The sequence below is a fragment of the Streptomyces profundus genome, assembly GCF_020740535.1.
Lineage (GTDB): Bacteria > Actinomycetota > Actinomycetes > Streptomycetales > Streptomycetaceae > Streptomyces > Streptomyces profundus.
Genome location: NZ_CP082362.1, coordinates 5839625 through 5861025, shown reverse-complemented (window position 1 = coordinate 5861025; position 21401 = coordinate 5839625). Strand labels below are relative to the sequence as shown.

The 21401-nt window shown below is 73.7% G+C and carries 20 protein-coding genes; 11 read left to right on the top strand and 9 right to left on the bottom strand.

The genetic code is table 11. The features are described from left to right. Nucleotides 1-14 precede the first annotated feature (14 nt). Nucleotides 15-1073: a helix-turn-helix transcriptional regulator gene (locus K4G22_RS25815; protein WP_483414801.1), complete on the bottom strand. Its 1059-nt coding sequence runs from the start codon at nucleotides 1071-1073 to the stop codon at nucleotides 15-17. A gap of 127 nt (nucleotides 1074-1200) precedes the next feature. Here K4G22_RS25815 and K4G22_RS25810 point away from each other — a divergent pair, with 127 nt between their 5' ends. Continuing rightward, the gene (locus K4G22_RS25810) at nucleotides 1201-1632 is read left to right on the top strand and encodes a DUF3224 domain-containing protein (RefSeq protein ID WP_228082829.1); all 432 of its coding nucleotides are present in this window, start codon (nucleotides 1201-1203) and stop codon (nucleotides 1630-1632) included. A gap of 128 nt (nucleotides 1633-1760) precedes the next feature. After that, on the top strand, nucleotides 1761-2267 hold the full coding sequence (locus K4G22_RS25805) for a general stress protein (RefSeq protein WP_228082828.1): 507 nt from the start codon (nucleotides 1761-1763) through the stop codon (nucleotides 2265-2267). Between the two features lie 28 nt (nucleotides 2268-2295). On the opposite strand, the gene K4G22_RS25800 is transcribed toward K4G22_RS25805, so the two are convergent. From K4G22_RS25800 to K4G22_RS25790, 3 genes are all read right to left on the bottom strand, one after another. Continuing rightward, nucleotides 2296-3060 carry a class I SAM-dependent methyltransferase gene (locus tag K4G22_RS25800; protein WP_228082826.1) on the bottom strand — a complete coding sequence of 255 codons (765 nt, stop codon included), beginning with the start codon at nucleotides 3058-3060 and terminating at the stop codon, nucleotides 2296-2298. Nucleotides 3061-3121: 61 nt separating this feature from the next. Next, on the bottom strand, nucleotides 3122-3904 hold the full coding sequence (locus K4G22_RS25795) for an SDR family NAD(P)-dependent oxidoreductase (protein ID WP_228082824.1): 783 nt from the start codon (nucleotides 3902-3904) through the stop codon (nucleotides 3122-3124). A gap of 22 nt (nucleotides 3905-3926) precedes the next feature. Next, nucleotides 3927-5228: an enolase C-terminal domain-like protein gene (locus K4G22_RS25790; RefSeq protein ID WP_228082822.1), complete on the bottom strand. Its 1302-nt coding sequence runs from the start codon at nucleotides 5226-5228 to the stop codon at nucleotides 3927-3929. 289 nt (nucleotides 5229-5517) lie between these two features. On the opposite strand from K4G22_RS25790, the gene K4G22_RS25785 reads away from it, so the two are divergent. From K4G22_RS25785 to K4G22_RS25775, 3 genes are read left to right on the top strand one after another with little or no spacing between them, the layout of a single operon-like run. After that, nucleotides 5518-6300, top strand: coding sequence for a FadR/GntR family transcriptional regulator (locus tag K4G22_RS25785; protein ID WP_228082820.1), 783 nt, complete (start codon nucleotides 5518-5520; stop codon nucleotides 6298-6300). 45 nt (nucleotides 6301-6345) lie between these two features. Then, complete coding sequence (locus tag K4G22_RS25780; protein WP_228082819.1) at nucleotides 6346-7329, top strand: aldo/keto reductase; 984 nt, start codon at nucleotides 6346-6348, stop codon at nucleotides 7327-7329. Next, the gene (locus K4G22_RS25775; RefSeq protein WP_228082817.1) at nucleotides 7326-8180 is read left to right on the top strand and encodes an amidohydrolase family protein; all 855 of its coding nucleotides are present in this window, start codon (nucleotides 7326-7328) and stop codon (nucleotides 8178-8180) included. Before K4G22_RS25780 ends, K4G22_RS25775 begins: the two co-directional genes overlap by 4 nt. 43 nt (nucleotides 8181-8223) lie before the next feature. Here K4G22_RS25775 and K4G22_RS25770 read toward each other — a convergent pair whose 3' ends face one another. Then, nucleotides 8224-9495: a cytochrome P450 gene (locus tag K4G22_RS25770; protein ID WP_228082816.1), complete on the bottom strand. Its 1272-nt coding sequence runs from the start codon at nucleotides 9493-9495 to the stop codon at nucleotides 8224-8226. A 155-nt stretch (nucleotides 9496-9650) separates the two neighbouring features. Continuing rightward, nucleotides 9651-10325 carry an AAA family ATPase gene (locus tag K4G22_RS25765; protein WP_228082814.1) on the bottom strand — a complete coding sequence of 225 codons (675 nt, stop codon included), beginning with the start codon at nucleotides 10323-10325 and terminating at the stop codon, nucleotides 9651-9653. A gap of 441 nt (nucleotides 10326-10766) precedes the next feature. On the opposite strand from K4G22_RS25765, the gene K4G22_RS25760 reads away from it, so the two are divergent. Further along, nucleotides 10767-12029 (top strand): glycoside hydrolase family 99 protein, encoded by a 1263-nt coding sequence (locus K4G22_RS25760; RefSeq protein ID WP_228082812.1) that lies wholly within the window; start codon nucleotides 10767-10769, stop codon nucleotides 12027-12029. A gap of 210 nt (nucleotides 12030-12239) precedes the next feature. Here the strand turns inward: K4G22_RS25760 and K4G22_RS25755 are convergent, their stop codons facing one another. Continuing rightward, nucleotides 12240-13085 (bottom strand): hydrolase, encoded by an 846-nt coding sequence (locus K4G22_RS25755; RefSeq protein ID WP_228082811.1) that lies wholly within the window; start codon nucleotides 13083-13085, stop codon nucleotides 12240-12242. A 459-nt stretch (nucleotides 13086-13544) separates the two neighbouring features. On the opposite strand from K4G22_RS25755, the gene K4G22_RS25750 reads away from it, so the two are divergent. After that, nucleotides 13545-14459, top strand: coding sequence for a GNAT family N-acetyltransferase (locus K4G22_RS25750; protein WP_228082810.1), 915 nt, complete (start codon nucleotides 13545-13547; stop codon nucleotides 14457-14459). On the opposite strand, the gene K4G22_RS25745 is transcribed toward K4G22_RS25750, so the two are convergent. Beyond that, nucleotides 14437-15474, bottom strand: a complete 1038-nt coding sequence (locus K4G22_RS25745; RefSeq protein ID WP_228082809.1) for an aldo/keto reductase — start codon at nucleotides 15472-15474, stop codon at nucleotides 14437-14439. The genes K4G22_RS25750 and K4G22_RS25745 overlap by 23 nt on opposite strands. Nucleotides 15475-15581: 107 nt before the next feature. Here K4G22_RS25745 and K4G22_RS25740 point away from each other — a divergent pair, with 107 nt between their 5' ends. After that, on the top strand, nucleotides 15582-16202 hold the full coding sequence (locus K4G22_RS25740) for a TetR/AcrR family transcriptional regulator (RefSeq protein ID WP_228082807.1): 621 nt from the start codon (nucleotides 15582-15584) through the stop codon (nucleotides 16200-16202). 261 nt (nucleotides 16203-16463) lie between these two features. On the opposite strand, the gene K4G22_RS25735 is transcribed toward K4G22_RS25740, so the two are convergent. Next, on the bottom strand, nucleotides 16464-17018 hold the full coding sequence (locus K4G22_RS25735; protein WP_228082805.1) for a DinB family protein: 555 nt from the start codon (nucleotides 17016-17018) through the stop codon (nucleotides 16464-16466). A 108-nt stretch (nucleotides 17019-17126) separates the two neighbouring features. Between K4G22_RS25735 and K4G22_RS25730 the strand changes: the two genes are divergently transcribed. The 3 genes from K4G22_RS25730 (at nucleotide 17127) to K4G22_RS25720 (ending at nucleotide 21396) form a co-directional block, all read left to right on the top strand. Further along, a complete protein-coding gene (locus K4G22_RS25730) occupies nucleotides 17127-18923 on the top strand; it encodes a gamma-glutamyltransferase family protein (protein WP_228082803.1) in 1797 nt (598 codons plus the stop codon). Nucleotides 18924-19057: 134 nt separating this feature from the next. After that, nucleotides 19058-20431: a hypothetical protein gene (locus tag K4G22_RS25725; RefSeq protein WP_228082801.1), complete on the top strand. Its 1374-nt coding sequence runs from the start codon at nucleotides 19058-19060 to the stop codon at nucleotides 20429-20431. A gap of 140 nt (nucleotides 20432-20571) precedes the next feature. Next, a complete protein-coding gene (locus tag K4G22_RS25720) occupies nucleotides 20572-21396 on the top strand; it encodes an inositol monophosphatase family protein (protein WP_228082800.1) in 825 nt (274 codons plus the stop codon). Nucleotides 21397-21401 lie beyond the last annotated feature (5 nt).

Sequence of the window (21401 nt, the reverse complement as noted above, 5' to 3'; positions counted from 1 at the left end):
GGTGGCTCACGCCGTCACTTTCCAGCCAGTCTCTCGGAGTCCCCAGGGGCCGGGCTCGCGTCCGGTTCGCCCTCCTCAGTGGTGGGTTGGGCACCCTCGGGAACGGCATAGCGATGGGCCAGGCCCCGCACCGTCTCGGCCACCGCCGCGCGCAGCGACGCGGGCGCCAGCACCTCGGCCTCGACGCCGAGGCGCAGCAGATCCCCGACCGCGATCACCTCCGTCTCCACGGGGAGTTCGACCCGCAGCCACCCCTCGGGCGTCGATGGTTCCGCGCCGTTCAGGGCCTCGGCGCCGGCCGCCCCGAAGAACATGGTCAACAGCTTGGCGCCCCGGGGCGATATCCGCAGCGTGGCCCGTTGGCGGAAACGAGCCTCCGCCAGCCGGCGCGTGGACGCGGCCCAGTGCGCGCCCAGATCGAAGCCGGCGGGCCGCTCGAAGGTGGCCGCGGAGAGCCGCACGGTGTCGAGACGGGAGACCCGGTAGGTCCTGGCCTCGTCGTCCGGCGCGCCCCGGGTGGCCAGCAGATACCAGATGCCGCCCTTCAGCACGAGCCCCAGCGGGCACAGCTCCCGCTCGCCCGAGCGGCGCCACCCCCGGTACTCGACCGCCAGGACGCGCTGGTCCCAGACCCCCTGGGCGACGGTGGCCAGCCGGGGCACGGACTCGGTCTCGCGGAACCAGCCGGGCGCGTCGAGGTGGAACCGCTCGGCGACCCGAGCGGCCCTGGCGCCCAACTCGGCTGGGAGCGCGGCGCGGAGCTTGAGCTGTGCCGCCGCCAGCTCGGCGCCAAGGCCCAACTCGCTGGCGGGGCCCGGCATTCCGGCGAGGAAGAGGGAGTCGGCCTCGGCGTCGGTCAGCCCGGTGAGCCGGGTGCGGTAGCCGTCGAGCAGCCGATAGCCGCCGGCGGGGCCCCGCTCGGCGTAGACGGGGACGCCGGTGGCGGCGAGCGCCTCGACGTCCCGGTAGACCGTGCGGACCGACACCTCCAGCTCCGCGGCCAGCTCGGGGGCGGTGAGCCGGCCCCGGTTCTGGAGCAGCAGCAGGAGCGAGAGCAGACGGTCGGCACGCATGGTGCCCATGATGCGCTCATCCGACCGCTTACCTGACAGGAGATGTCAGGTTCGGCGAGCAGAGTGCCTCTCGTCCGCCTCGCTCGGAGGGTCCGCGCGGGTGGCGGGACACGGAAGAGAGAGCACTATGAGCACGTCGCCTGTCTCACTGACCGGTGAGTTCACCCATGCCGACTGGGCGGAGCGCTCGCTGGGCGCGGAGGACACGGAGACGACGCCCAGGCTGGCGCACGCCTCGGTGCGGAACGCGTTCTCGGGTGGGATCGTGGCGGCCGACACCCGCTGTGAGTACACGATCGCCTACACGGACGGGGCGGCCGGCCGGTTCACCGGTCTTGAGCTGGTGGTCGGCGAGGTGGAGGGGCGCGCGGGGAGCTTCGTCCTGGAGGAGCGTGGCGGCTTCGACACGGCGGGCGTGGTGGAGTGCGCGTTCACGGTGGTGCCTGGTTCCGGCACCGGCGCGCTGACCGGGCTGACGGGAAGCGGAAGCTTTGTCCACCGGCCGGGGATGACATCGACCCCCTACGGCTTCTCGTACGAGCTGCCCACCGAGGGCTGAGGAGCTGGGCACTCAGGCGGGGAGGTGGTGCGCGCCGGCGCGTTTGCGGGGGGACGCGCCGGGGCGCACCCTGGGCTGAGGGGAGGCAGCGGAGCGACCTGGGGGACGGAGCGAAAGGAAGCCGCGCGATGTCCCGGATCTCGAATTTCCAGCAGGTGTCTCTGAAGGAGGCCGGCGCCGCCGCCTCACGCCCGGTGGTCGGCTCCTACCCGGACTACGACGGCGCCCAGCGGGCGGTGGACTTCCTCTCCGACGACCAGTTCCCCGTGGAGCGGACCGCGATCGTGGGGACGGATCTGCGGATGGTGGAGACGGTGTTGGGCCGGCTCACCAGGGGGCGCGCGGCGATCGCGGGCGCCGGCACGGGCGCCTGGTTCGGCCTGCTGGTGGGGCTTCTGTTGTCGCTCTTCGCCGACAGCGGCACCAGCGTGCTGCTGCTGATCCTGAGCGGTGTGATCTACGGCGCGCTGTTCGGCACCGTTTTCGGCTTCGTCGGGCAGGCCATGACCGGTGGCCAGCGGGACTTCGCGTCCCGCAGCCGGATCGTGGCCGCGCACTATGACGTCGTCGCCGACCAGGAGGTCGCCGAGGACGCCAAGAACCGGCTGATCAAGCTCGGTTGGCGGGAGAGCTGACGCCCCGGCCGCTCAGGGCTTAGCCGGATCAGCCCGTGCGGGTGGCCTGCCAGATCTCCTCGCTCGGCCAGTCGTGGGCCCAGTCCGCCGAGACCTCCGGGTAGTCGCGGTGTGCCGGCCTCGGCGCCTGGATCTCGATCAGATCGTCCACCGTGAACCCGCTCTCCCGCAGCAGCCGGAACATCGCGCCGTGCGGCAGGTTGAACTCGACGGCCCGGCCCCAGTCGGTGCGGTGGGTGGTGAAGTACGGGCGGAGCAGCCGGTTCGTGGCCTGTCCCGCGGCGGGCTTGCAGGCCGCGAAGAGCGGCGACGGCCGGCTGAACGCCAACCGTCCGCCGGGGGCGAGCACCCTGGCCGCCTCCGGGATCCAGCGGTAGGGGTCGCACCAGAGGGAGGCGCCGTAGTCGCTGATGGCCAGGTCCATGGTGGCGTCCGGCACCGGGAGCCGCTCGGCGTCGGCGAGCAGCAGCGGGAAGTCGAGGCCGAACTCCGTCAGCAGGGCGCTGGCGGTGGCGAGTTGAGCGGTGGAGAGATCGATTCCGATCGGTCTGGCACCGGCTCTGGCCAGCCAGGCCGACACATAGCCGGTGCCGCAGCCGAGTTCGATCGCCTGCTGACCGGCGATGTCGTCGGGGAACATCCGCACCTGGGACTCGGGGCTGGCCCACAGGCCCCAGACCGGCTCCGTCCTGGCCCAGTGGTCACGGGCCAACGGGCCGTGTGCGGCGGCGCGTTCCTCGTCCCAGTGTCGTTGGTTGACGGCGACGTGCGCGGCGGTCGGCGAGTTCACCATGCCCACAGGACAGCACCGAGGGGCGTCCGCGCTCCAGCCGTTTTCGGGCCTGGCCGCGCCGTCAGCGGGGCCGCAGCCGCAGGCTGTGCATTCCGCCGTCGACGGCGACGGCCGTGCCGGTGACGGCGCCTGCCCTGGGGCTGGCCAACTGGGCGATCGCCTCGGCGACCTCTTCGGCGGCGACCAGCCGCCCGGTGGGTTGGCGCGCCTCCAGCGCCGCCCGTTCCGCCGCCGGATCGTCCGCCGCCGCCAGCAACCGCCCCACCCAGGGGGTGTCGACCGTGCCTGGGTTGACGCAGTTGACGCGGATGCCGGCGCGGACGAGGTCCGCCGCGGTGGCCCGGGTGAGGGCCAGCAGCGCGCCCTTGGTCGCCGAGTAGAGCGCCCGGTCGGGAAGCCCGGTGGTCGCGGCGACGGAACAGGTGTTGACGATGGCCGCGCTGTCCGAGGCGCGCAGCCGGGGCAGCGCGGCCCTGGTGACCCGGACCACGCCCAACAGGTTGACGTCGAGCACCCGGTGCCACTCGTCGTCCGGGTTGTCCTCGATGGTGCCGGCGGCGCCGATGCCCGCGTTGTTGATCAGGATGTCGAGGCCGCCCAGCGCCTCGGTGGCGTCGGCGACGGCGGCGCGGACGGAGGCGTCGTCGCTCACATCGGCCCGGAAGCCGAGCAGCGGCGCCGGCACGTCGGGGTCGAGGTCGAGGCAGGCGACGGTGGCGCCGCGCGCGGCCAGCAGGGTGGCGGTGGCCAGGCCGATGCCGGAGGCACCGCCGGTGACCAGCGCGGTCAGGCCGGTGAACTCCCCTGGCGGAGTGTGGGCTTCGGGACGATCGGAGGGGTTCATGGCTGTTTCACGGCTCCCTTGTTCACGCGTCGGCCCGCCAGACCGGGCCGTCCGGATAGCGGTGGGCGGCGACGGACTCGGGCCGCAGCCGGGCGCCGAGCCCGGGGGCCAGCGGCGCGGTGTAGCGGCCGGCCCGCACCTCGACCGGCTCGGTGAAGTGCTCGTGCAGATGGTCGACATACTCGATCACCCGGTCCTCGGTGCTGCCGCTCACCGCCACATAGTCGAACATGGCGAGGTGCTGCACCATCTCGCAGAGCCCCACGCCGCCGGCGTGCGGGCAGACCGGGACGCCGAACCTGGCGGCCAGCAGCAGGATGGCGACGTTCTCCGTGACGCCGGCGACGCGGCTGGCGTCGATCTGCAACACGTCGATGGCCTCGGCTTGGAGCAGTTGCTTGAACATCACCTGGTTCTGGCAGTGTTCGCCGGTGGCCACCCGGATGGGGGCGACCGCGTGCCGGATCGCGGCGTGGCCGAGGATGTCGTCCGGCGAGGTCGGCTCCTCGATCCAGTAGGGCGCGTGCGGCGCCAGCGGGCGCAGCCGTTCGATGGCCTCCTCGACGCCCCACGCCTGGTTGGCGTCGATCGCGATCCTGATGTCGGGGCCGACCGCCTCCCTGGCCAGGCGGACGCGCCGCAGGTCGGCCTCCGGATCGGCGCCCACCTTGAGCTTGATCTGGGTGAAGCCGTCGGCGACCGCCTCCTTGGCGAGGCGGACCAGCTTGTCGTCGGTGTAGCCGAGCCAGCCGGGGCTGGTGGTGTAGGCGGGATAGCCCGATTCGAGCAGCAGCGCGGTGCGTTCGGCGCGGCCTGGTTCGGCGGCCCGCAGGATCGCGAGGGCCTCGTCGCGGGTGAGGGCGTCCCGCAGATAGCGGAAGTCCACCAGGTCGACGAGCTGTTCGGGGGTCATCTCGGCGAGCAGCCGCCACACCGGCTTGCCGGCCAGCCGCCCCGCCAGATCCCAGACGGCGTTGTCGACGGCGGCGGCGGCCATGTGGATCACGCCCTTGGCCGGCCCGAGCCAACGCAGTTGGCCGTCGCCGGTGAGGCGGCGGGAGAACGCGCCGATGTCGGCGAGGAGATCGGCCACCGGCAGGCCGACGACCAGCGGGGCGAGCGCCCGCACGGCCTCGGCCTGGACCTCGTTGCCCCGGCCGATGGTGAAGGCCAGGCCATGGCCCTCGGCGCCGCCGCTGGTGCGGACGGTGACATAGGTGGCGGAGTAGTCGGGCTCGGGGTTCATCGCGTCGGAACCGTCGAGCTGGCGGGAGGTCGGGAATCTGACGTCGGACACGTCGAGCGCGGTGATCTGCTCAGTCATGGGGCCTGCCGGGGCTGTTCGGAGGTGGGCGTCGGAGCCTCGGGGAGGCGGCCGGCGACACCGCGCAGAGCTGTCAGCGCCGCCCGACGAAACCCCGAGACATGGGATCTATTGATAGGCCCGAGCGCCGTCCGCGTCCAGCCCTCGCAACAAAACCACAGGTTATTGGGGTGGTTGACAGTTCACCGGGGGACCGGAGATCACACCCCCTCCCCGAAGATAGGATCTTTCTGTTAGGGTCCTGCATCCCCAGGCCCCGCTCTCCACGGCCCGCACCGAGGTGGACCAGATGTCGCTGACCGACAACGCCATCGTCCGTATCCGAGAGCTGATCCAGACGGGCGCGCTGCCCCCGGGCGCCAAGCTGCCGCCCGAGCAGCAGCTTGCGGCGGAGCTGGGTCTCTCCCGCAATCTGATGCGGGAGGCGGTCAAGGCGTTGGTGGTCGCCCGGGTCCTGGAGATCCGGCGCGGCGACGGCACCTATGTGACCAGCCTCCAGCCGAGCCTGCTGCTTGAGGGCCTCGCGGTCGCCGTCGAGCTGCTGCACGGCGAGACCCTGCTCGAACTCACCGAGACCCGAAGGCTGTTCGAGCCCGTGGCGACCGGTCTCGCCGCCCGGCGGATGACGCCGGAGGCGCTGGCCGTGGTGGCCGACGAGCTGGACGCGATGCGGGCCGCCCGCGACGATGTCGAGTTGCTGGTCCACCACGACGCGGCGTTCCACCGGGCGGTGTTGGCCGCCACCGGCAACGAGACGCTGATCTCGCTGCTGGACGGCATCTCGGGGCGCACCCTGCGCGGCCGGATCTGGCGCGCGCTGGTGGACGAGCACGCCTCGGAGCGCACCCTCGCCGAGCACGAGGCGATCTATCACGCGCTCGCCGACGGGGACGCTTCGCTGGCCCAGGCCACGGCGCTGGTGCATGTGAGCAGCACCGAGCACTGGCTGCGACGCCATCTGGAAATCCAACGGGACCTGGACGCGGCCCCGAGCGAGGAGAGCCATGCCGACGAAGCCGATCCCCTGTCGGATCCCACGCCCGCCGACGACCGAGCGGGCGGCACCCGCTGACGCTGCCCCGGCGCACACGCCGGGCGTGCGCGCCGGGGCACCCCGATGAAGGCCGCCGGCGGGCGCGCCCCGCTCGGCGGCTCGGGCGTCACCGTCGGCCGGCTCGCCCTGGGCACGGCGCCGCTGGCCGGCCTCTTCACCCCGGTCTCGGAGGCGGCGGCCGAGGAGACGCTGACCGCCGCCTGGGACGCGGGCGTCCGCACCTTCGACACCGCGCCGCACTACGGACTCGGCGTCTCCGAGCGACGCCTCGGCGCGTTCCTGCGGGATCGGCCCCGCGCCGACGTGGTGGTCTCGACGAAGGTCGGCCGGCTGCTGCGGCCCGGCTTCTCGCCACCAGGCACCGACGGGTTCCACGGCGTGCCGACGGATCTGACCCGGGTGTGGGACTTCAGCGCCGCCGGCGTGCGGGCCTCCCTGGAGGAGAGCCTGGAGCGCTCCGGGCTCGACGCCTTCGACCTGGTGCTGCTGCACGACCCGGACGACCACGGCGAGCAGGCCCTGAACGAGGCGTATCCGGCGCTCGCCGAGCTGCGCGCGCAGGGCGTGGTGCGGGCCATCGGCGCCGGGATGAACCAGACGGAGCTGCTCACCCGTTTCGTCACCGACGCCGACCTCGACTGTGTGCTGGTCGCCGGGCGTTACTCGCTGCTCGACCGGCGGGCCGCCGGCGAGCTGCTGCCGGCCTGCCTCGCCCGGGGCACGGGGGTGTTGGTGGGGGGCGTGTTCAACAGCGGGCTGCTGGCCGACCCGCGCCCCGGCGCGACCTTCGACTACGCGCCGGCGCCCGAGCCGGTGCTACGCCGGGCGCGGCGACTCGCGGAGGTCTGCGCCGCGTTCGGGGTGGCGCTGCCGGCCGCCGCGATCCAGTTCCCCTGGCGGCATCCAGCGGTCAGCGGGGTGGTGCTGGGGGCGCGCAACGCCCGCGAGGTGACGGAGAACGCCGCGCACGCCGCCGCCGAGATCCCCGAGGAGCTCTGGCGCGCGCTGGACGCGTTGGCCCCTGACGACGAGGAGGGCCGGGCATGAGGCGGATCGACGCGCACCACCACATCTGGGATCTGTCCCGCCGCCCCCAGCCATGGCTGCTCGATGCCGGGCTGCCAAAGCTGCACCGCACCTTCGACATGCGGGAGTTGACGCCCACGGCCACCGAGGCGGGCGTCGTCGGCACGGTGTTGGTGCAGGTGCTGCCCAGCGTGGCCGAGACCCGCGAGTTCCTGGCGCTGGCCGCCGCTGATCCGCTGGTCCAGGGGGTGGTCGGCTGGGTGGATCTGACGGCGGGCGGCGGCGCGGTCGCCGAGGCGATCGCCGCACTGCGTGCCGGGCCGGGGGGCGATCGGCTGGTCGGCGTCCGCCATCTGGTGCAGGGCGAGCGCGACCCCGCCTGGCTGGCCGGCCCCGGCGTGCGCGCCGGCCTCGCCGCGGTGGCGGAGGCGGGCCTGGTCTATGACCTGCTGGTGCTGCCGCACCAACTCCCCGCCGCCATCGAGGCGGTGCGGGCGCTGCCGGGACTGCGGTTCGTCCTGGACCATCTGGCCAAGCCGCCGATCGCCTCGGGCGAGCTGCTCCCCTGGGCCGGGGACCTGCGGCGGCTCGCGGCGGAACCGAACGTCAGCTGCAAGCTGTCCGGGCTGGTCACCGAGGCCGGCGGGGCGGGGTGGACGACGGAGCGGCTGCGCCCCTACGCGGAGGTGGCGCTCGACGCGTTCGGCCCACGCCGACTGCTGTTCGGCTCCGACTGGCCGGTCTGTCTCGCCGCCGCCTCCTACGGAGACGTGGTCGACGCCGCAGCGGAGTTGACCGCGCGGCTGACGGCGGACGAACGCGCCGACGTGTTCGGCGACACGGCGCGCCGGGTGTACGGGCTCGCGCCCTGAGCGCGCGGGCCTTCCGCCGCGCTCCCCCTCGGGGCCGGGGGGCTCACCAGGCCACCGGCAGCTCCCTGGGCCCGGCCAGCAGGGAGCCGGTGCGCCAGGGCACCTCCTCCCGTGGGACGGCCAGGCGCAGCGCGGGCAGCCGGGTGACCATCAGCTCCAGGCCGATCCGCAGCTCCTGCCGCGCCAGATGCGCGCCCAGGCAGTAGTGCGCGCCGGCGCCGAAGGCCAGATGGCGGGACGCCTCCGTGGACTCGGGACGGAGGGTGTCGGGGTCGGCGAAGACCCGCCCGTCCCGGTTGGCCGCCGACAGATCCACCACCACCGGCGATCCCGCGCTGATCGGGGTGGAGCCGAGGACGACGTCCTCGGTCGCATAGCGGGGCAGCGTGGAGCCCAGGATCAGCGGGACGAAGCGCAGCATCTCCTCCACGGCGCCGGGGATCAGCTCCGGGCGCCCGCGCAGGAGCTCGGCCACCTCGGGGCGCACCGCCAGCAGATAGCACATGTTGGCCAACTGGCAGGCGGTGGACTCGAATCCGGCGTTGAGCAGTTCGGCGGCGATCGCGAACAGCTCGCCCTCCCGAATCCTGCCGGTGTCCCGCGCCCGGACCAGATCCGTGAGCAGATCGTCGCGCGGCTCGGCCTGGCGGCGCGCGGCGAGCTCCGCGACATAGCCCCGGAAGGCCACCGTCCGGCTGGCCACCTCCTCGTCCCTGGCGACATAGGAGAGCACGGCGCCCGCCCAGTCGCTGAACCGGCGCCGCCCGTCCTCCGGCAGCCCGAGCAGATCGCAGCTGACCCGGATCGCCAGCGGGGTGGCGAACAGCGCGACGAAGTCGGCGGGTTGGGGAGCGGCCGATAACACCGCCAGCTGCTCCTCGGCCAGCCGGCGGGTGTGCTCGCTCATCCGCTCCACCCGGCGGGCGGCGAACCGGCGGCTGACCACCTGACGCAGCCGCGTCTGCTCGGGCGGGTCCAGCGCCACCATGCCGCCGCCCGTCCTGGCCAGCGGGCGCATCCGGGGGTGGTCCCGGCCCATCGCCTCGGCGACGCTGAACCGGGGGTCCGTCAGCGCCATGCGCACCTCCTCGTGGCCGGTGGCCAGCCAGCACGGCTCGCCGTACGGCAGCCGCACCCGGATGGGCGGGCCCTCCCGGAGCGCGGCATAGTCGGGATGCGGCGCCAGATCGGTGGTGTCCCCGAAGGGATAGGCGCGTGGCGCCTCCGTCGGTGCGCCGCCCTCGGGCGGTGTCGCGCCGGGCGACTCCGGGGAGCCGCGCCGGGCCGGGCACGGGGATGACGCTCCGTCTACCACGGGTATCGGGCCTCCTTCGCCAGTCTGCGATAGCAGCACTTTCGCCAACTGGGGCCGAAGGTCACGCAATTGCCCACTTTTTCATGCCATCGAGTGATGGTTGCGACCTGCCGCCGTCCCTCCCACGCATGGGCCTACAATGCCCGACCCGGCTGTCAGGGCCGCCCCACCCTGGGGTAGTCGTCCGCCGCGGTCGAGCCGTCGGGCTCGGCCGCGAAGCGGAGTAAGGACCGCGCGGCCACCGGCCGGTCGAGCAGGATCACCGAGCCGCAGCCGGGGGGCAGCCGCCCGGCCTCCACCCGCGCCACCAGGCGGGCCATCGCGCGCCGATGCCGGCGGAAGGCGTAGGCGGAGACGGCTCGCCCGCGCCTGGCCTGCCCGGCCAGCGCCTCGTCCGGGGGGACGTCGACGAGCAGCAGATGGTAGGGCCGGCCCCGGCGCCTGGCGTGCCAGGCCAGCCAGCCGCGCACCCACGGCACCCGGCCGCAGTCGTGCACCAGGACCGGCGCCGAGCGGCGCAGCGCCCACGCCATCCGGGCGTAGTGCGCCAGCCGCACCACGGGACGGTAGGCGGCATAGGGCAGCCGGTGGGCGAGTCTGCGGTCCCAACGCCGGCGTACGTCCTGGGAGTCGACGGTGATCACGGAGTCGCCCCGGCCGTCGGGGCCGACCGCGCGCCGCATCAGCGTGGACTTGCCACAGCCGGGCAGCCCGCTGATCACCACCCGGTGGCCGGCGGGCCAGCACAGGGAGAGCGGCCCTTCCAGGGGATCGCCACGGAGGTCACGGACGCGGGGCCAGGCCGGGTCGGCCACGGTCTGCTGGTTCATTTCGCCCTTTCACCCTGGTCGGCCTCAGGCCGCCGTGGCTGATTCTGCCCGTTGATCACCGGTGGCGGAGGCGGGCGGAAGCAACTGGCCATCTATCAGCGGGGGATGGCCCAAAAGACATCGATGCTGACCGGGCCTGCCCGCTTCCGATCGGCGCGCCGCACGTTCAACGCACAACGGGCCAGGAGCCGTTCCCGTCCGGCCCCACCAGACACCCGACAACCGGCCCCAGTCCGGCCCGGCCGAACCCCGGCCGCGCCCCCGGCCGGACGCCGGCCCGGCCGCGAAGCGAACCGGAGGAGCCCCCGCTCCCCCACGGCCGGTCAATTCCCGGAACTCATCAGGTTTTTGCGTGGATCGTCTCAGTTATTGCAGACCCTTAACCTCGTCGTTACGATGCGCTGCAATCACTCGCGGAATTCCCCCACCGGAGAGGTCCACATGGGTATCTCACGCCGCGCATTCGTCACTTCCGCCCTCGCCGCAGCCCCGGCCGCCGCCCTGGTGACGTCCCTCGCCTCCCACAGCAGCGCCGCCCCCGCCACCAGGGCGGCGGGCACCCGAGCCCTGGGCGATGTGGTGGGCAAGATCACCACCGGCTACCAGGGCTGGTTCGCCGCGCGCGGCGACCAGGCCCCCATCGACGGGTGGTGGCACTGGTCGCACAACTGGTCGCAGCCGCCGTCCGCAACCAACCACGCGCTCATGAGCTGGCCCGACATGCGGGAGTACAGCAACGTCTACCCGACCGCCTTCGCCGACCTCGGCGGCGGCGGGCCCGCCACGGTGTTCTCCTCACACGACGACCAGACCGTCGACGTCCACTTCCGGTGGATGCGGGAGTACGGCATCGACACCGCGGCGCTCCAACGCTTCAACCCCAACGGCTCCGAGGGCCCCACCCGCGACGACATGGCCGAGAAGGTCCGCGCCGCCGCCGAGACGCACGGGGTGAAGTACTACATCATGTATGACGTCACGGCCTGGGACGACATGCAGGAGGAGGTCAAGGCCGACTGGACGGCCAAGATGCGCTCCCACATCTCCTCCCCCGCCTACGCCATGCAGGACGGCAAACCCGTCGTCGGCATCTGGGGGTTCGGCTTCAACGAGCCCAACAAGACGTGGCCGCCCGAGGTCTGTCAGGACGTCATCGACTGGTTCCACGCCCAGGACGTCTACCTCATGGGCGGCGTGCCCACCCACTGGCGCACCGGCACCCAGGACTCCCGGCCCGGCTTCATCGAGGTCTACCGCTCGCTCGACATGCTCTCGCCCTGGATGGTGGGGCGGCTCACCAACCTCGCCGACATCGAGCACTTCTACCAACACGTCAACACCCCCGACCAGGCCGAATGCGACGAGCACGGCATCGACTACCAGCCATGCGTCATCCCCGGCGACAACTCGCGACGACACCGGCTGCACGGCGACTTCATGTGGCGGCAGTTCTACAACCTGACGCGGATCGGCGTGCAGGGCCTCTACATCTCGATGTTCGACGAGTACAACGAGGCCAACCAGATAGCCAAGACGGCCGAGACCCAGGACGACATCCCGACCGACTCCGGCTTCCTCGCCCTCGACGAGGACGGCACGTTCTGCACCTCCGACTACTACCTCCGCCTCACCGGCGACGGCGGGCGGATGTTCCGGGGTGAGATCCCCCTGACCGAGGCCCGCTTCACTCCCCCGGCCGGCTGACCCACCGGCGGCTCGGGGCCCGGGCCCCGAGCCGCCCCCCGGCGAGGGGGCGGTCGCCGCAGCCGGGTCGGGGCCTGAGCCGCTGACGCTCGACGACCCGGCGGGCCGGAGCCGGTTCGTGCCCGGTGGCCGCCGAGACGAGATGACGGCCGCCCGGGGAGCGCGTGCCACCGCCAGTTCCCCGGGCGACCGAGTCCAATTCCGGCCCGCTCAGCAGCCGGTGCGGGTGGTGCCGACCGCGATGTCGTCGTACCAGAGGGTGTCGGCGCCCTCGCCGTAGCTCTCCCAGCCCAGGCGCAGATCCACCACCTCGGGCGCCCAGTCGGCGCGGTTCAGCCACTGCCCGTCGACGTCGTGCGTCGGCACCCCGTCCACCACCAGCCCGACCACCTGCTCACCGTTGAACCAGGTCTCCAACAGGCCGTTCGCGCCGTCCAGTTGGTACTCAAGGCAGACCCACTCGTCGACCGGAAGCGGCTCGCTCAGCGCGACGCCGGCCGGGCTCTGCTCGGGCAGGGTCGCGTCGTCGGACTCCCGGTTCCACTGGAGCGCGGCGTTCTGGCCGCCCATCCGCAGGTCGCGGGAGTTGTCGGCGACGTCCTCCATGGCCAGGAACGTCACGTGCTGCTGCGGGAGTTCGGTGGTGTGCCGCACCCAGAAGCGGACGTAGAGGCCGGCTTCGGTGTCCACATCGGCCAGCTCGGTGCCGACGAAGACGTGGTTGCAGTAGCCGTCGGCACCGTCGATCCGCAGCGCCTGCCCGCCGTCGCGCCCCGCCTCGGTGTCCACGGTCGCCGTCCCCGTGCCCGAGCAGTCCCGTGTCTCGACGCCCCAACGGCCGGCCGGGGCACCGCCGTCCATCTCCTCGAAGTCCTCGCAGAAGCCGTCGGTCCCGCAATCGGCGGCGGCGGCGCCGACCAGTCGGGCGCCCGGGTCGGCGCCCAGCGCCGTGGAGACGCCGGTGGCGGTCAGTGCCACGGCCAGCGCCACGGCGGCGGGCACGCGCAGCCGGCGCCCGCGCCGGGGAGCGCGCGGCGGGGTGGGGGGAGGCGTCATGTCGGAACTCCTGATCGTGGGGGCGTGGTCGCGCGCCTGATACTCAAGAGAGTGTGGGGTGGGAGCGCTCCCACCCACTGACGTTAACGCGGGGAACCCCGGCGGTCCAGAGCCGCGCACCGGATTCTCCCGCGAAGCGCCAGGCACCGTCGACCGCCACCGCGCCGGGCGCTGACCTGGGAGGATCGGGTGGTTCAGGGCCCCGGCAGGGCGGCTGCGGTGGGATTTCTTTACCGGCTCTTGGGAAGGGCCCGTCGCCTACGGTCCTTCGATCGGGGCGCGGGGTGCGGCTCGTCGACGACGCCCTGACCCGTGGCATCGGCCGGGCGCGCGGCGGCCACGCGGCAGCGGCCCCCGAGGAACGCACCCGGACGCCCTGCCGCCCCCCGAGTCGACAGGGCGGCAATCTAGAGTAGGGCGACGGTGGTTGGGGTCCGGGGCTCCGAAGGGTGGTGGGCCGTGGTGGACGAACGGCGGTACCGGCGGCGGCTCTTCGTCGAGCCGGACGATCTGCGGGAGACGCAGACACTGGCCCAGCGGCTCTGGGACCGGCCCGGTCGCTGGCATCCCGGCGAACTCGCCTTCTTCCGAAGGCAGTACGCGACGCCACCGCCGGGACACCGCACGGCGCTCTGGGCGGACGCGGACGGCACCACCGTGGCCTGGGCCTGGAAGAAGCCGCCCGCCGCGTTGGACCTCCAGCTGGATCCGGATCGACTGGACGTGCTGACCCCGCTGCTCGGCTGGTTCGACGAGGTCGCCGAGGGGCGTGCCCGGTCGGTCACCGTGTTGGACGCCGAGACGGAGCTGATCGAGGCGTTGCACGCGCACGGCTACCGGCGGCGCGACGAGGGGCTTCCGTTCTTCGTCCATCTGCGGCGGGATCTGGCCGAGTTGCCCGCGCTCCCGCCGCTGCCGCCCGGCTACCGGGCGGGGCCGGCGTCGGCGGCCGACGACCCCGAGGCGCGGGCGCGCGCGCATCGCGCCGCGTTCCCCGCCGCCACCGGCTTCACCGGGGCCGACCACCGCCGGATCACGGCGAGTTGGCCCTACCGCCCGGAGACGGACTGGCGGGTGACGGCCGCCGACGGATCGACGGCGGCCTTCGCGCTCGCCTGGTACGACGAGGGGACGCGGACCGCCGCGCTGGAGCCGGTCGGCACCGTGCCTGGCCATCGACGGCTGGGGCTGGCCCGGATCGCGATGCTCGGCGCGCTGCACGCCGCCCGCCGGCTGGGGGCGCGCACGGCGCGGGTGTGCGCGCGGGGCGACGCCGCCGCGCCCGCTGCGGCTGCGGCCTATGCCGCGCTCGGGTTCCGACCGTTCGCCCGCAACATCAGGCTGGACAACCTCAGCCGGCCAACGGGGGGTTGAGGCGGGTGAAGCCCTCCTGTCGGCGGTAGGGGTAGTACGGGTAGGGCGCGGTGCGCAGGCTCGCCGCGTCGAGGCGGGCGACCTGTTCCGGGGTGAGCGCCCAGCCCACCGCGTCCAGGTTCTGGCGGAGTTGCTCCTCGTTGCGGGCACCGATGATCACGGAGGAGACGGTGGGCCGGCGCAGCAGCCAGTTGATGGCGATCGCCGGGACGGTGCGCCCGGTCTCCGCCGCCAGCTCGTCCAGCACATCGGTGACGCGGTAGAGCTGTTCGCCCTCGACGGGCGGGCCGAAGTCCGCGGTGCGGTGGAGCCGGCTGTCGGGCGGCAGCGGGGCGCCCCGGCGGATGCGGCCGGTCAGCCGCCCCCAGCCGAGCGGGCTCCAGACCAGCGCGCCCACGCCCTGGTCCCGGGCGAGCGGCATCAGCTCCCACTCGTAGTCCCGGCCCACCAGCGAGTAGTACACCTGGTGCGCCACATGCCGGTTGCGGCCGTGCCGGTCGGCCGAGGCGAGGGACTTCATCAGCTGCCAGCCGGAGAAGTTGGAGGCGCCGGTGTAACGGATCTTCCCGGCGCGCACCAGGTCGTCGAGGGTGGTGACCACCTCGTCGACGGGGGTGGCGGCGTCGAAGGCGTGCAGTTGGAAGAGGTCGACGCGGTCGGTGCCGAGCCGGCGTAGCGCGGCGTCGACGGAGGCGATCAGACGGGAGCGGGAGCTGCCGGCGTCGCCCGGCCCCTCGCCGGTGGGCAGCGCCGCCTTGGTGGAGATGAGCACCTGGTCCCGGCGCCCCTTGATCGCGGCGCCCAGCACCTCCTCGGCCGCGCCGTCCGAGTAGACGTCGGCGCTGTCGAACAGGGTGAGGCCGTGTTCCAGGCAGATGTCGACCAGGCGGCGGGCCTGCCGCTCGCCGGTGTCGCCCCAGGCGCTGAAGAGGGGGCCCCGGCCGGCGAACGTCCCGGTGCCGAAGCCGAGTTCGGGAACCTTGAGCCCCGACGAGCCGAGCTGGCGGTACTCCATGAGCGGGTCCTCCCGACACCGACAGCCGCTTAATGGGGCTGCCGTTCCATTAGAATGCTGAGGAAGCTAGCACGAACCATCCCGCTAATGAAACCGGAGTCCCGTTAATGGTGGAGAACGCTGCCGAGCCGGGGACGGCACGGCCGGGCGGACGGACGGCCCGGGTCCGCGAGGCCGTGCTGCGCGCGACCGGCGACGCGCTGATCGAGCACGGCTTCGCCCAACTCGACCTCGGCGACATCGCGCGCCGCGCCGAGGTGGGACGGACCACCGTCTACCGCCGCTGGGGCACGCCCACCGGGCTGGTCACCGACCTGTTGACCGAGATGGCCGAGACCTCGCTCCCCCGCTCCGACACGGGCTCGCTGCTCGGCGACCTCAAGGCCAACGGGCGCCTGGTGCAGCGGACGTTGACCGACCCCCGGCAGGGACCGCTCTTCCGCGCGGTGATCGCCGCCGCGTCCTGCGATCCCCGCACCGCCGACGCGCTGCACCGCTTCTACCGGGTGCGGATCGCCGAGTGGATGCCCTGCGTCCGCAAGGCCGTCGAACGAGGGGAGCTCCCGTCGGACACCGACGCGGAGGAGGTCATCCGCGCCGTGTCCGCGCCGCTCTACTACCGGCTGCTGGCCAGCGGCGACCCCATCGACGAGGCCGTCGCCGACCGCGCCGCCGAAGCGGCCACCGCGGCGGCCCGCGCGGGGGCGTACCGCCGGGTCGCGCGGTAGCCGCCGCGGGGCCGGGCGCTGGGGCGGGGCCGGGCGCTGGCGCGGGGCTTTTTCAGGGATACGGGGCCTCTTCGGGGTACGGGGACTTCTCTGGGTACGGGGACTTCTCTGGGGCACGGACCCACCACGCGCGGGCCGGTCCGTGCCGACCGGTCACCTTGGCCGGCCCCGCCGGGCGCCGGCTCAGCCCTTCGGGGAACGGCGCTGCCGGGCCGTTCCCCGACGTGATGGTGTGGTTCCCGGCAGCCGGCCGCCCACCGCCTACGGGAGGTCGGCGGGTCGGGCGAGGTCGGGCGAGGCCGCCGCACGCATCAGGCGGAGTTGGCCGATTTCCGCGACGTTCTTGGTCAGTTCGGTGTTGACCCAGGCGAGTTGGTGCGTTCCGGGGTAGCGGGGGCCGTCCCGCCAGGGGAAGGTGGCTGGGGCGGCGAGGGTGGACGGGTCGAGGGTGGTGAGGGTGTCGAGCCATTCCGCGCGCAGGGCGCGGAGCCATGCGACGGTCGGCTCGCCGGGGCCCGGCCAGCGGATCTCCTCGCGCTCCCGGGGCGTGCGCCCCCGCGCGTGATCCATGGTCACGCTCCACCACCAGCCGATATGCCAGCTGAGCCAGCCGATGGTGGGCACCGGGACGGGGTCGGGTTCGGTGTCGGCCCAGTCGGGGACCCAGATGCCGTCCGCGCCGAGGTGGAGCGTCCAACAGAGAGGACCCGGCTCCCAGAGGAAGTCGTCGGGTTCCAGTCGCTGGAGGTGGTAGTCGAAGAGCGCCCAGGTGAGGTCGAACTGCCAGCGGCACAGTTCCGCTTCGGGTGTGGTCATGGCCCGATCCTGGTGTGCCGGCGGCCGGGGAGGAAAACGGTTATCGCGTCGATCGGTCCAGGCCGGCGGGCCTGTCGGGGGCGCGCGCCCGGCGCGTATGCTCCGCGCATGTTCACCACCCGGCCCACCCTGCGGGGCACTTTCGGCATGGTTTCCAGCACTCACTGGCTGGCGTCGCAGTCCGCGATGGCGGTTCTGGAGGACGGTGGCAACGCCTTCGACGCCGCCGTGGCCGCCGGCTTCGTGCTCCAGGTGGTCGAGCCGCATCTCAACGGCCCGGGTGGGGACGCGCCGATCATCGTCGCGCCGGCCGGCGGCGAGGTGCGGGTGCTGTGCGGGCAGGGGCCGGCGCCGGCCGGGGCCGACATCGCGCACTACACCGGTCTTGGGCTCGAACTCGTCCCGGGCACCGGCCCGTTGGCGGCCGTGGTGCCCGGCGCCTTCGACGCCTGGCTGACCTTGCTGCGCGACCATGGCACCAGGGATCTTGAGCAGGTCATCGGCTATGCCATCGACTACGCCGAGCGGGGGCATCCGGCGGTCGAGCAGATCGGACGGACCGTGGCGAGGGTCCGGGAGCTGTTCGAGAAGGAGTGGACCAGCTCGGCCGAGGTCTATCTGCCCGGCGGTCGCGCCCCGGCGCCCGGCGCGCTGATGCGCAACCCCACGCTGGCCGCCACCTGGCGGCGACTGCTCGCCGAGAGCGCGGCGGCCGGCACGACCCGCGAGGCCAGGATCGACGCGGCCCGCCGGGTCTGGCGCGAGGGCTTCATCGGCGCGGCCATCGTCGACCACGCGGCCCGCCCGGCGATGGACTCCTCGGGTGAGCGGCACGCCGGCGTGCTGACGGGGGACGATCTGGCCGGCTGGTCGGCCGGCTACGAGGAGCCGGTGCGCTACCGGTGGGGCGACTGGACCCTCTGCAAGGCGGGCCCGTGGTCCCAGGGGCCGGTACTGCCGCAGCAACTGGCGCTGCTGGACGGCGGACTGGACGCTTCCGCTTATGGCACGCCGGATTATGTGCACACCCTGATAGAGGGGAGCAAACTTGCCCTGGCCGATCGGGAGGCGTGGTACGGGGACTCGGCCCCTGTGCCGCTCGACGCGCTGCTCTCGCCCGGCTACAGCGCCGAGCGTCGCCGGCTCGTCGGCGAGCGCGCCTCGTTCGAGTTGCGCCCGGGGGCACCGGACGGACGGGCGCCCCGGCTGCCGCGCCTGACCGAGCGGTTGTTGTCCGGGGCGGTGGCACCCGCCGGCACGGCCGGCTCCGGCGAGCCCACCGTGGGCGTCGACGGCGAGACCAGGGGCGACACCTGCCATGTGGACGTGGTGGACCGCTGGGGGAACATGGTGTCGGCGACGCCGAGCGGCGGCTGGCTGCAATCCAGCCCGGTGATCCCCGAGTTGGGCTTCCCCTTGGGCACCAGACTGCAAATGACCTGGCTGGAGGAGGGTTTGCCGTCCTCCCTTGCCCCGGGGCGCAGGCCACGCACCACGCTGAGCCCGACGGTGGCGCTGCGCGGCGGGGAGCCGACGCTGGCCTTCGGCACCCCGGGCGGCGACCAACAGGACCAGTGGCAGGCGCACTTCTTCCTCGCCGTGGCGCTGCGCGCGCCGGTGCGCGGCGGCCTCGACCTACAGGGCGCGATCGACGCGCCCAACTGGCATCAGGACGGGTTCCCCAGTTCGTTCTTCCCGCGCGACGGGGTGCCTGGCGCCGTCACGGTGGAGGCGCGGATCGGCGAACAGGTCATCGAGGAGCTGCGCCGGCGCGGCCACCTGGTGACGGTCGGCGGGCCGTGGACTGAGGGGCGTCTCTGTGTGGTGGGACGCGATCCGGAGTCCGGCGTGCTGTCGGCGGCGGCCAATCCTCGGGGGATGCAAGGTTATGCCGTGGGACGCTGAATCGCCGGCGCGTCCGCTTGGGGCACCGAACGACGGCGTGCGTCAACGCGCCGCCTACGAAAACGTTCTGTAGCCCGCCGGAAACAAGCCCCGTAACACGGCACGGGTTCAGTACGCCCATGCATGATGTGCCCATGCCTGACGCGTCCATGACGGAACGCGAATGGAATGTCCGGTTGACGGCGTTCTGCGTCGAGCTGCGGGCGCTGGCCGACGCGCTCGATCCGACGTCCGGCTGGTTCGCGGCCTTCGACCGCCGTAACGGCGCGGAGCTGTCCGCCTGGCTGGCCGGCCGGGCGTTGCCGCCGTGGGACGCCGTGGCCGATCTGGTGCAGGACCTCGCGGTCCGGGGCGGCCCAGAGGAGGCGCGGCGCGCCACGGGGCGGCTGCGCGCCCACTATGTGGCGGCGGTCCGGGCCCATGACGAACTGCCGGGCGGGCAACGGGCGTTGACCCTGCTGCTGGCCGACCTCGACCGGACGCGAGCTGAGCTTGACGCGCGGCTGCGGATGTTGGCGCACGCCGAGGAGACGGCGCGGCGGCTGGGGCAGCTGCCGGAGGCGGAACGGCTGACCGGGCTCGCCGAATGGGCGCGGGACGATCAGGAGCGCATGGTGGCCCGCCGCGCCGAGGCGCACGCCCGGCTTGTGCGACTCTCCGAGCGCCCCCCGGGCACCCTCCCCCGCACCCGCACGGCGCAGGGGGCCACGGCGACCCCGACGCCCCCGAGGGACCCGCCGGCGGCCGAGGCGCCCGTCCCGGCTCGCAAGCGGGCCAAGCAGACGCGTCGACCCCGTGGCGCGCGGTTCGCCGGGATCGAGGAGCCGGACGAGCCAGGGCCGACCCAGGCGCCCGAACAGGTGCCGACGGCCGCCCCTGAGCCGGCGCCGCCGGCCGGCGCCCTCGTCCGGCCGCCCAGCGGCTCCCGGTTCGCCGGCGCGCTGCGGGACCAACGGCCGACGCTGGAGGAGCGGGTGAGCCAGGCCGACCGGGAGGCGGCGGCCAGGACCGTCGACCAGCTGCGGGAGCTGCGGGCGCGGGGGCAGAGCGGGGCGGCGCACGGCCTGCTCTCCGAGGCGGCGGGCGGCTCGGCCGTCCGACTGGCGCTGCTGCTGGCCGAGTTGGAGCGGGTCGATCTTGGCGCCGAGACGACCACGCTGCTGTGGGAGGCGGGTTCGCTGCCGCCCGAGGCCCTGGCTGCGGCGGCCGAGGCGCTGTCCCTTGCCGGTCGGGAACGGGACTGCGACCAGCTGCTGCGGCAGGGGGCGGCGCGGCCGGCCGCCGAGGTCGGCTCGGTCGCCGCCGCGCTGCGCGAGTTCGGCCTCGGCCGTCAGGCGGTGACGCTGCTGCGGGGGCTGGTGCGGGCGCGCACCGCCGAGGAGGCGGCGCAGGCGGCGCGCACCGCGCCCGATGTGCTGGTGCCGATCCTGCTGGCCGCCGCCCGCGAGGTCTCGCCCAGCCACCACTTCGCGGTGACCAGCGAACTACGGCGCGCGGGTGTGGCCTGAGCCGGCGCGCACCCCGGCGCGCACCCCGGCGCGCAAGCGGCGCGGGCGGCGCGGGCGGCGGAATCGGCCGCTTCACCCCCTCTCGGCCGATCCGCCGTTCCTGGGCGTGATTCGATGGGCGGGTGAGAGCGGAAGAGCTGGTGAGCCCAGTGACAGAGGCGATAAGGACGGTCGCGGCGCGGGAGATCCTCCCGCGCTGGCGGCAGTTGGCGGACGACGAGATCTCGGTGAAGACCGGGCCGCACGATCTCGTGACGGTCGCGGACCAGGCCGCCGAGCGATCCCTCACGGCCATCCTGACGGCGCTGCTCCCCGGCTCGGTCGTGGTCGGCGAGGAGGCGGTGCACGAGGATCCGTCGCGCTACGCGGCGCTTTCCGGCGACGCCCCGGTCTGGATCGTGGACCCGGTGGACGGGACCAGGCCGTTCGTCCGGGGCGAGACCGGGTTCTGCACGCTGGTGGCGCTGGCCCACCACGGGGAGCTGCTGGGCTCCTGGACGTACGCGCCGGCGCGCGAGCTGTTCGCGCACGCCTGGCGTGGCGCCGGCGCATGGCTGGACGGGGTACGACTGCACGCCGGCGCGCCCGACCACACACGTCCGCTGAGGGTGGCCCACTCACACCCCGACTACACCTCGCCACAGCAGAAGCGCGCCCTGTCGGCGCTGGTGACCGAGGGGGTGACCGCGCGCCCCTGCGGAGCGGCGGGTCTTGAGTATCTGGCGGTCGCCCGGGGCGAGTTGGACGCCATCGCGTTCGACTGGGAGAACGCCTGGGACCACGCGGCCGGACTCCTGCTGGTCCGCGAGGCGGGCGGCCTGGAGCTGACCCGCGACGGCTCCCCGTTCCGGCTGGCCGGCGAGAACGACATGCCGTTCACCGCGGCCCGCGACAAGGCCACCGCCCAACGGCTCGTCGCACTCTTCCGCTCGGGCGACGCGGGCGGTGTCGTGGGCGCGCGATAGCGCCG

Coding starts and splice junctions, on each gene's coding strand:
- K4G22_RS25785 (WP_228082820.1), top strand. CDS start 5,518: ATGTCGCTGACCGACAACGCCATCGTCCGTATCCGAGAGCTGATCCAG.
- K4G22_RS25790 (WP_228082822.1), bottom strand. CDS start 5,228: ATGACTGAGCAGATCACCGCGCTCGACGTGTCCGACGTCAGATTCCCG.
- K4G22_RS25795 (WP_228082824.1), bottom strand. CDS start 3,904: ATGAACCCCTCCGATCGTCCCGAAGCCCACACTCCGCCAGGGGAGTTC.
- K4G22_RS25780 (WP_228082819.1), top strand. CDS start 6,346: ATGAAGGCCGCCGGCGGGCGCGCCCCGCTCGGCGGCTCGGGCGTCACC.
- K4G22_RS25755 (WP_228082811.1), bottom strand. CDS start 13,085: ATGACGCCTCCCCCCACCCCGCCGCGCGCTCCCCGGCGCGGGCGCCGG.
- K4G22_RS25735 (WP_228082805.1), bottom strand. CDS start 17,018: ATGACCACACCCGAAGCGGAACTGTGCCGCTGGCAGTTCGACCTCACC.
- K4G22_RS25730 (WP_228082803.1), top strand. CDS start 17,127: ATGTTCACCACCCGGCCCACCCTGCGGGGCACTTTCGGCATGGTTTCC.
- K4G22_RS25740 (WP_228082807.1), top strand. CDS start 15,582: ATGGTGGAGAACGCTGCCGAGCCGGGGACGGCACGGCCGGGCGGACGG.
- K4G22_RS25725 (WP_228082801.1), top strand. CDS start 19,058: ATGCCTGACGCGTCCATGACGGAACGCGAATGGAATGTCCGGTTGACG.
- K4G22_RS25765 (WP_228082814.1), bottom strand. CDS start 10,325: ATGAACCAGCAGACCGTGGCCGACCCGGCCTGGCCCCGCGTCCGTGAC.
- K4G22_RS25775 (WP_228082817.1), top strand. CDS start 7,326: ATGAGGCGGATCGACGCGCACCACCACATCTGGGATCTGTCCCGCCGC.
- K4G22_RS25805 (WP_228082828.1), top strand. CDS start 1,761: ATGTCCCGGATCTCGAATTTCCAGCAGGTGTCTCTGAAGGAGGCCGGC.
- K4G22_RS25810 (WP_228082829.1), top strand. CDS start 1,201: ATGAGCACGTCGCCTGTCTCACTGACCGGTGAGTTCACCCATGCCGAC.
- K4G22_RS25760 (WP_228082812.1), top strand. CDS start 10,767: ATGGGTATCTCACGCCGCGCATTCGTCACTTCCGCCCTCGCCGCAGCC.
- K4G22_RS25815 (WP_483414801.1), bottom strand. CDS start 1,073: ATGCGTGCCGACCGTCTGCTCTCGCTCCTGCTGCTGCTCCAGAACCGG.
- K4G22_RS25745 (WP_228082809.1), bottom strand. CDS start 15,474: ATGGAGTACCGCCAGCTCGGCTCGTCGGGGCTCAAGGTTCCCGAACTC.
- K4G22_RS25800 (WP_228082826.1), bottom strand. CDS start 3,060: ATGGTGAACTCGCCGACCGCCGCGCACGTCGCCGTCAACCAACGACAC.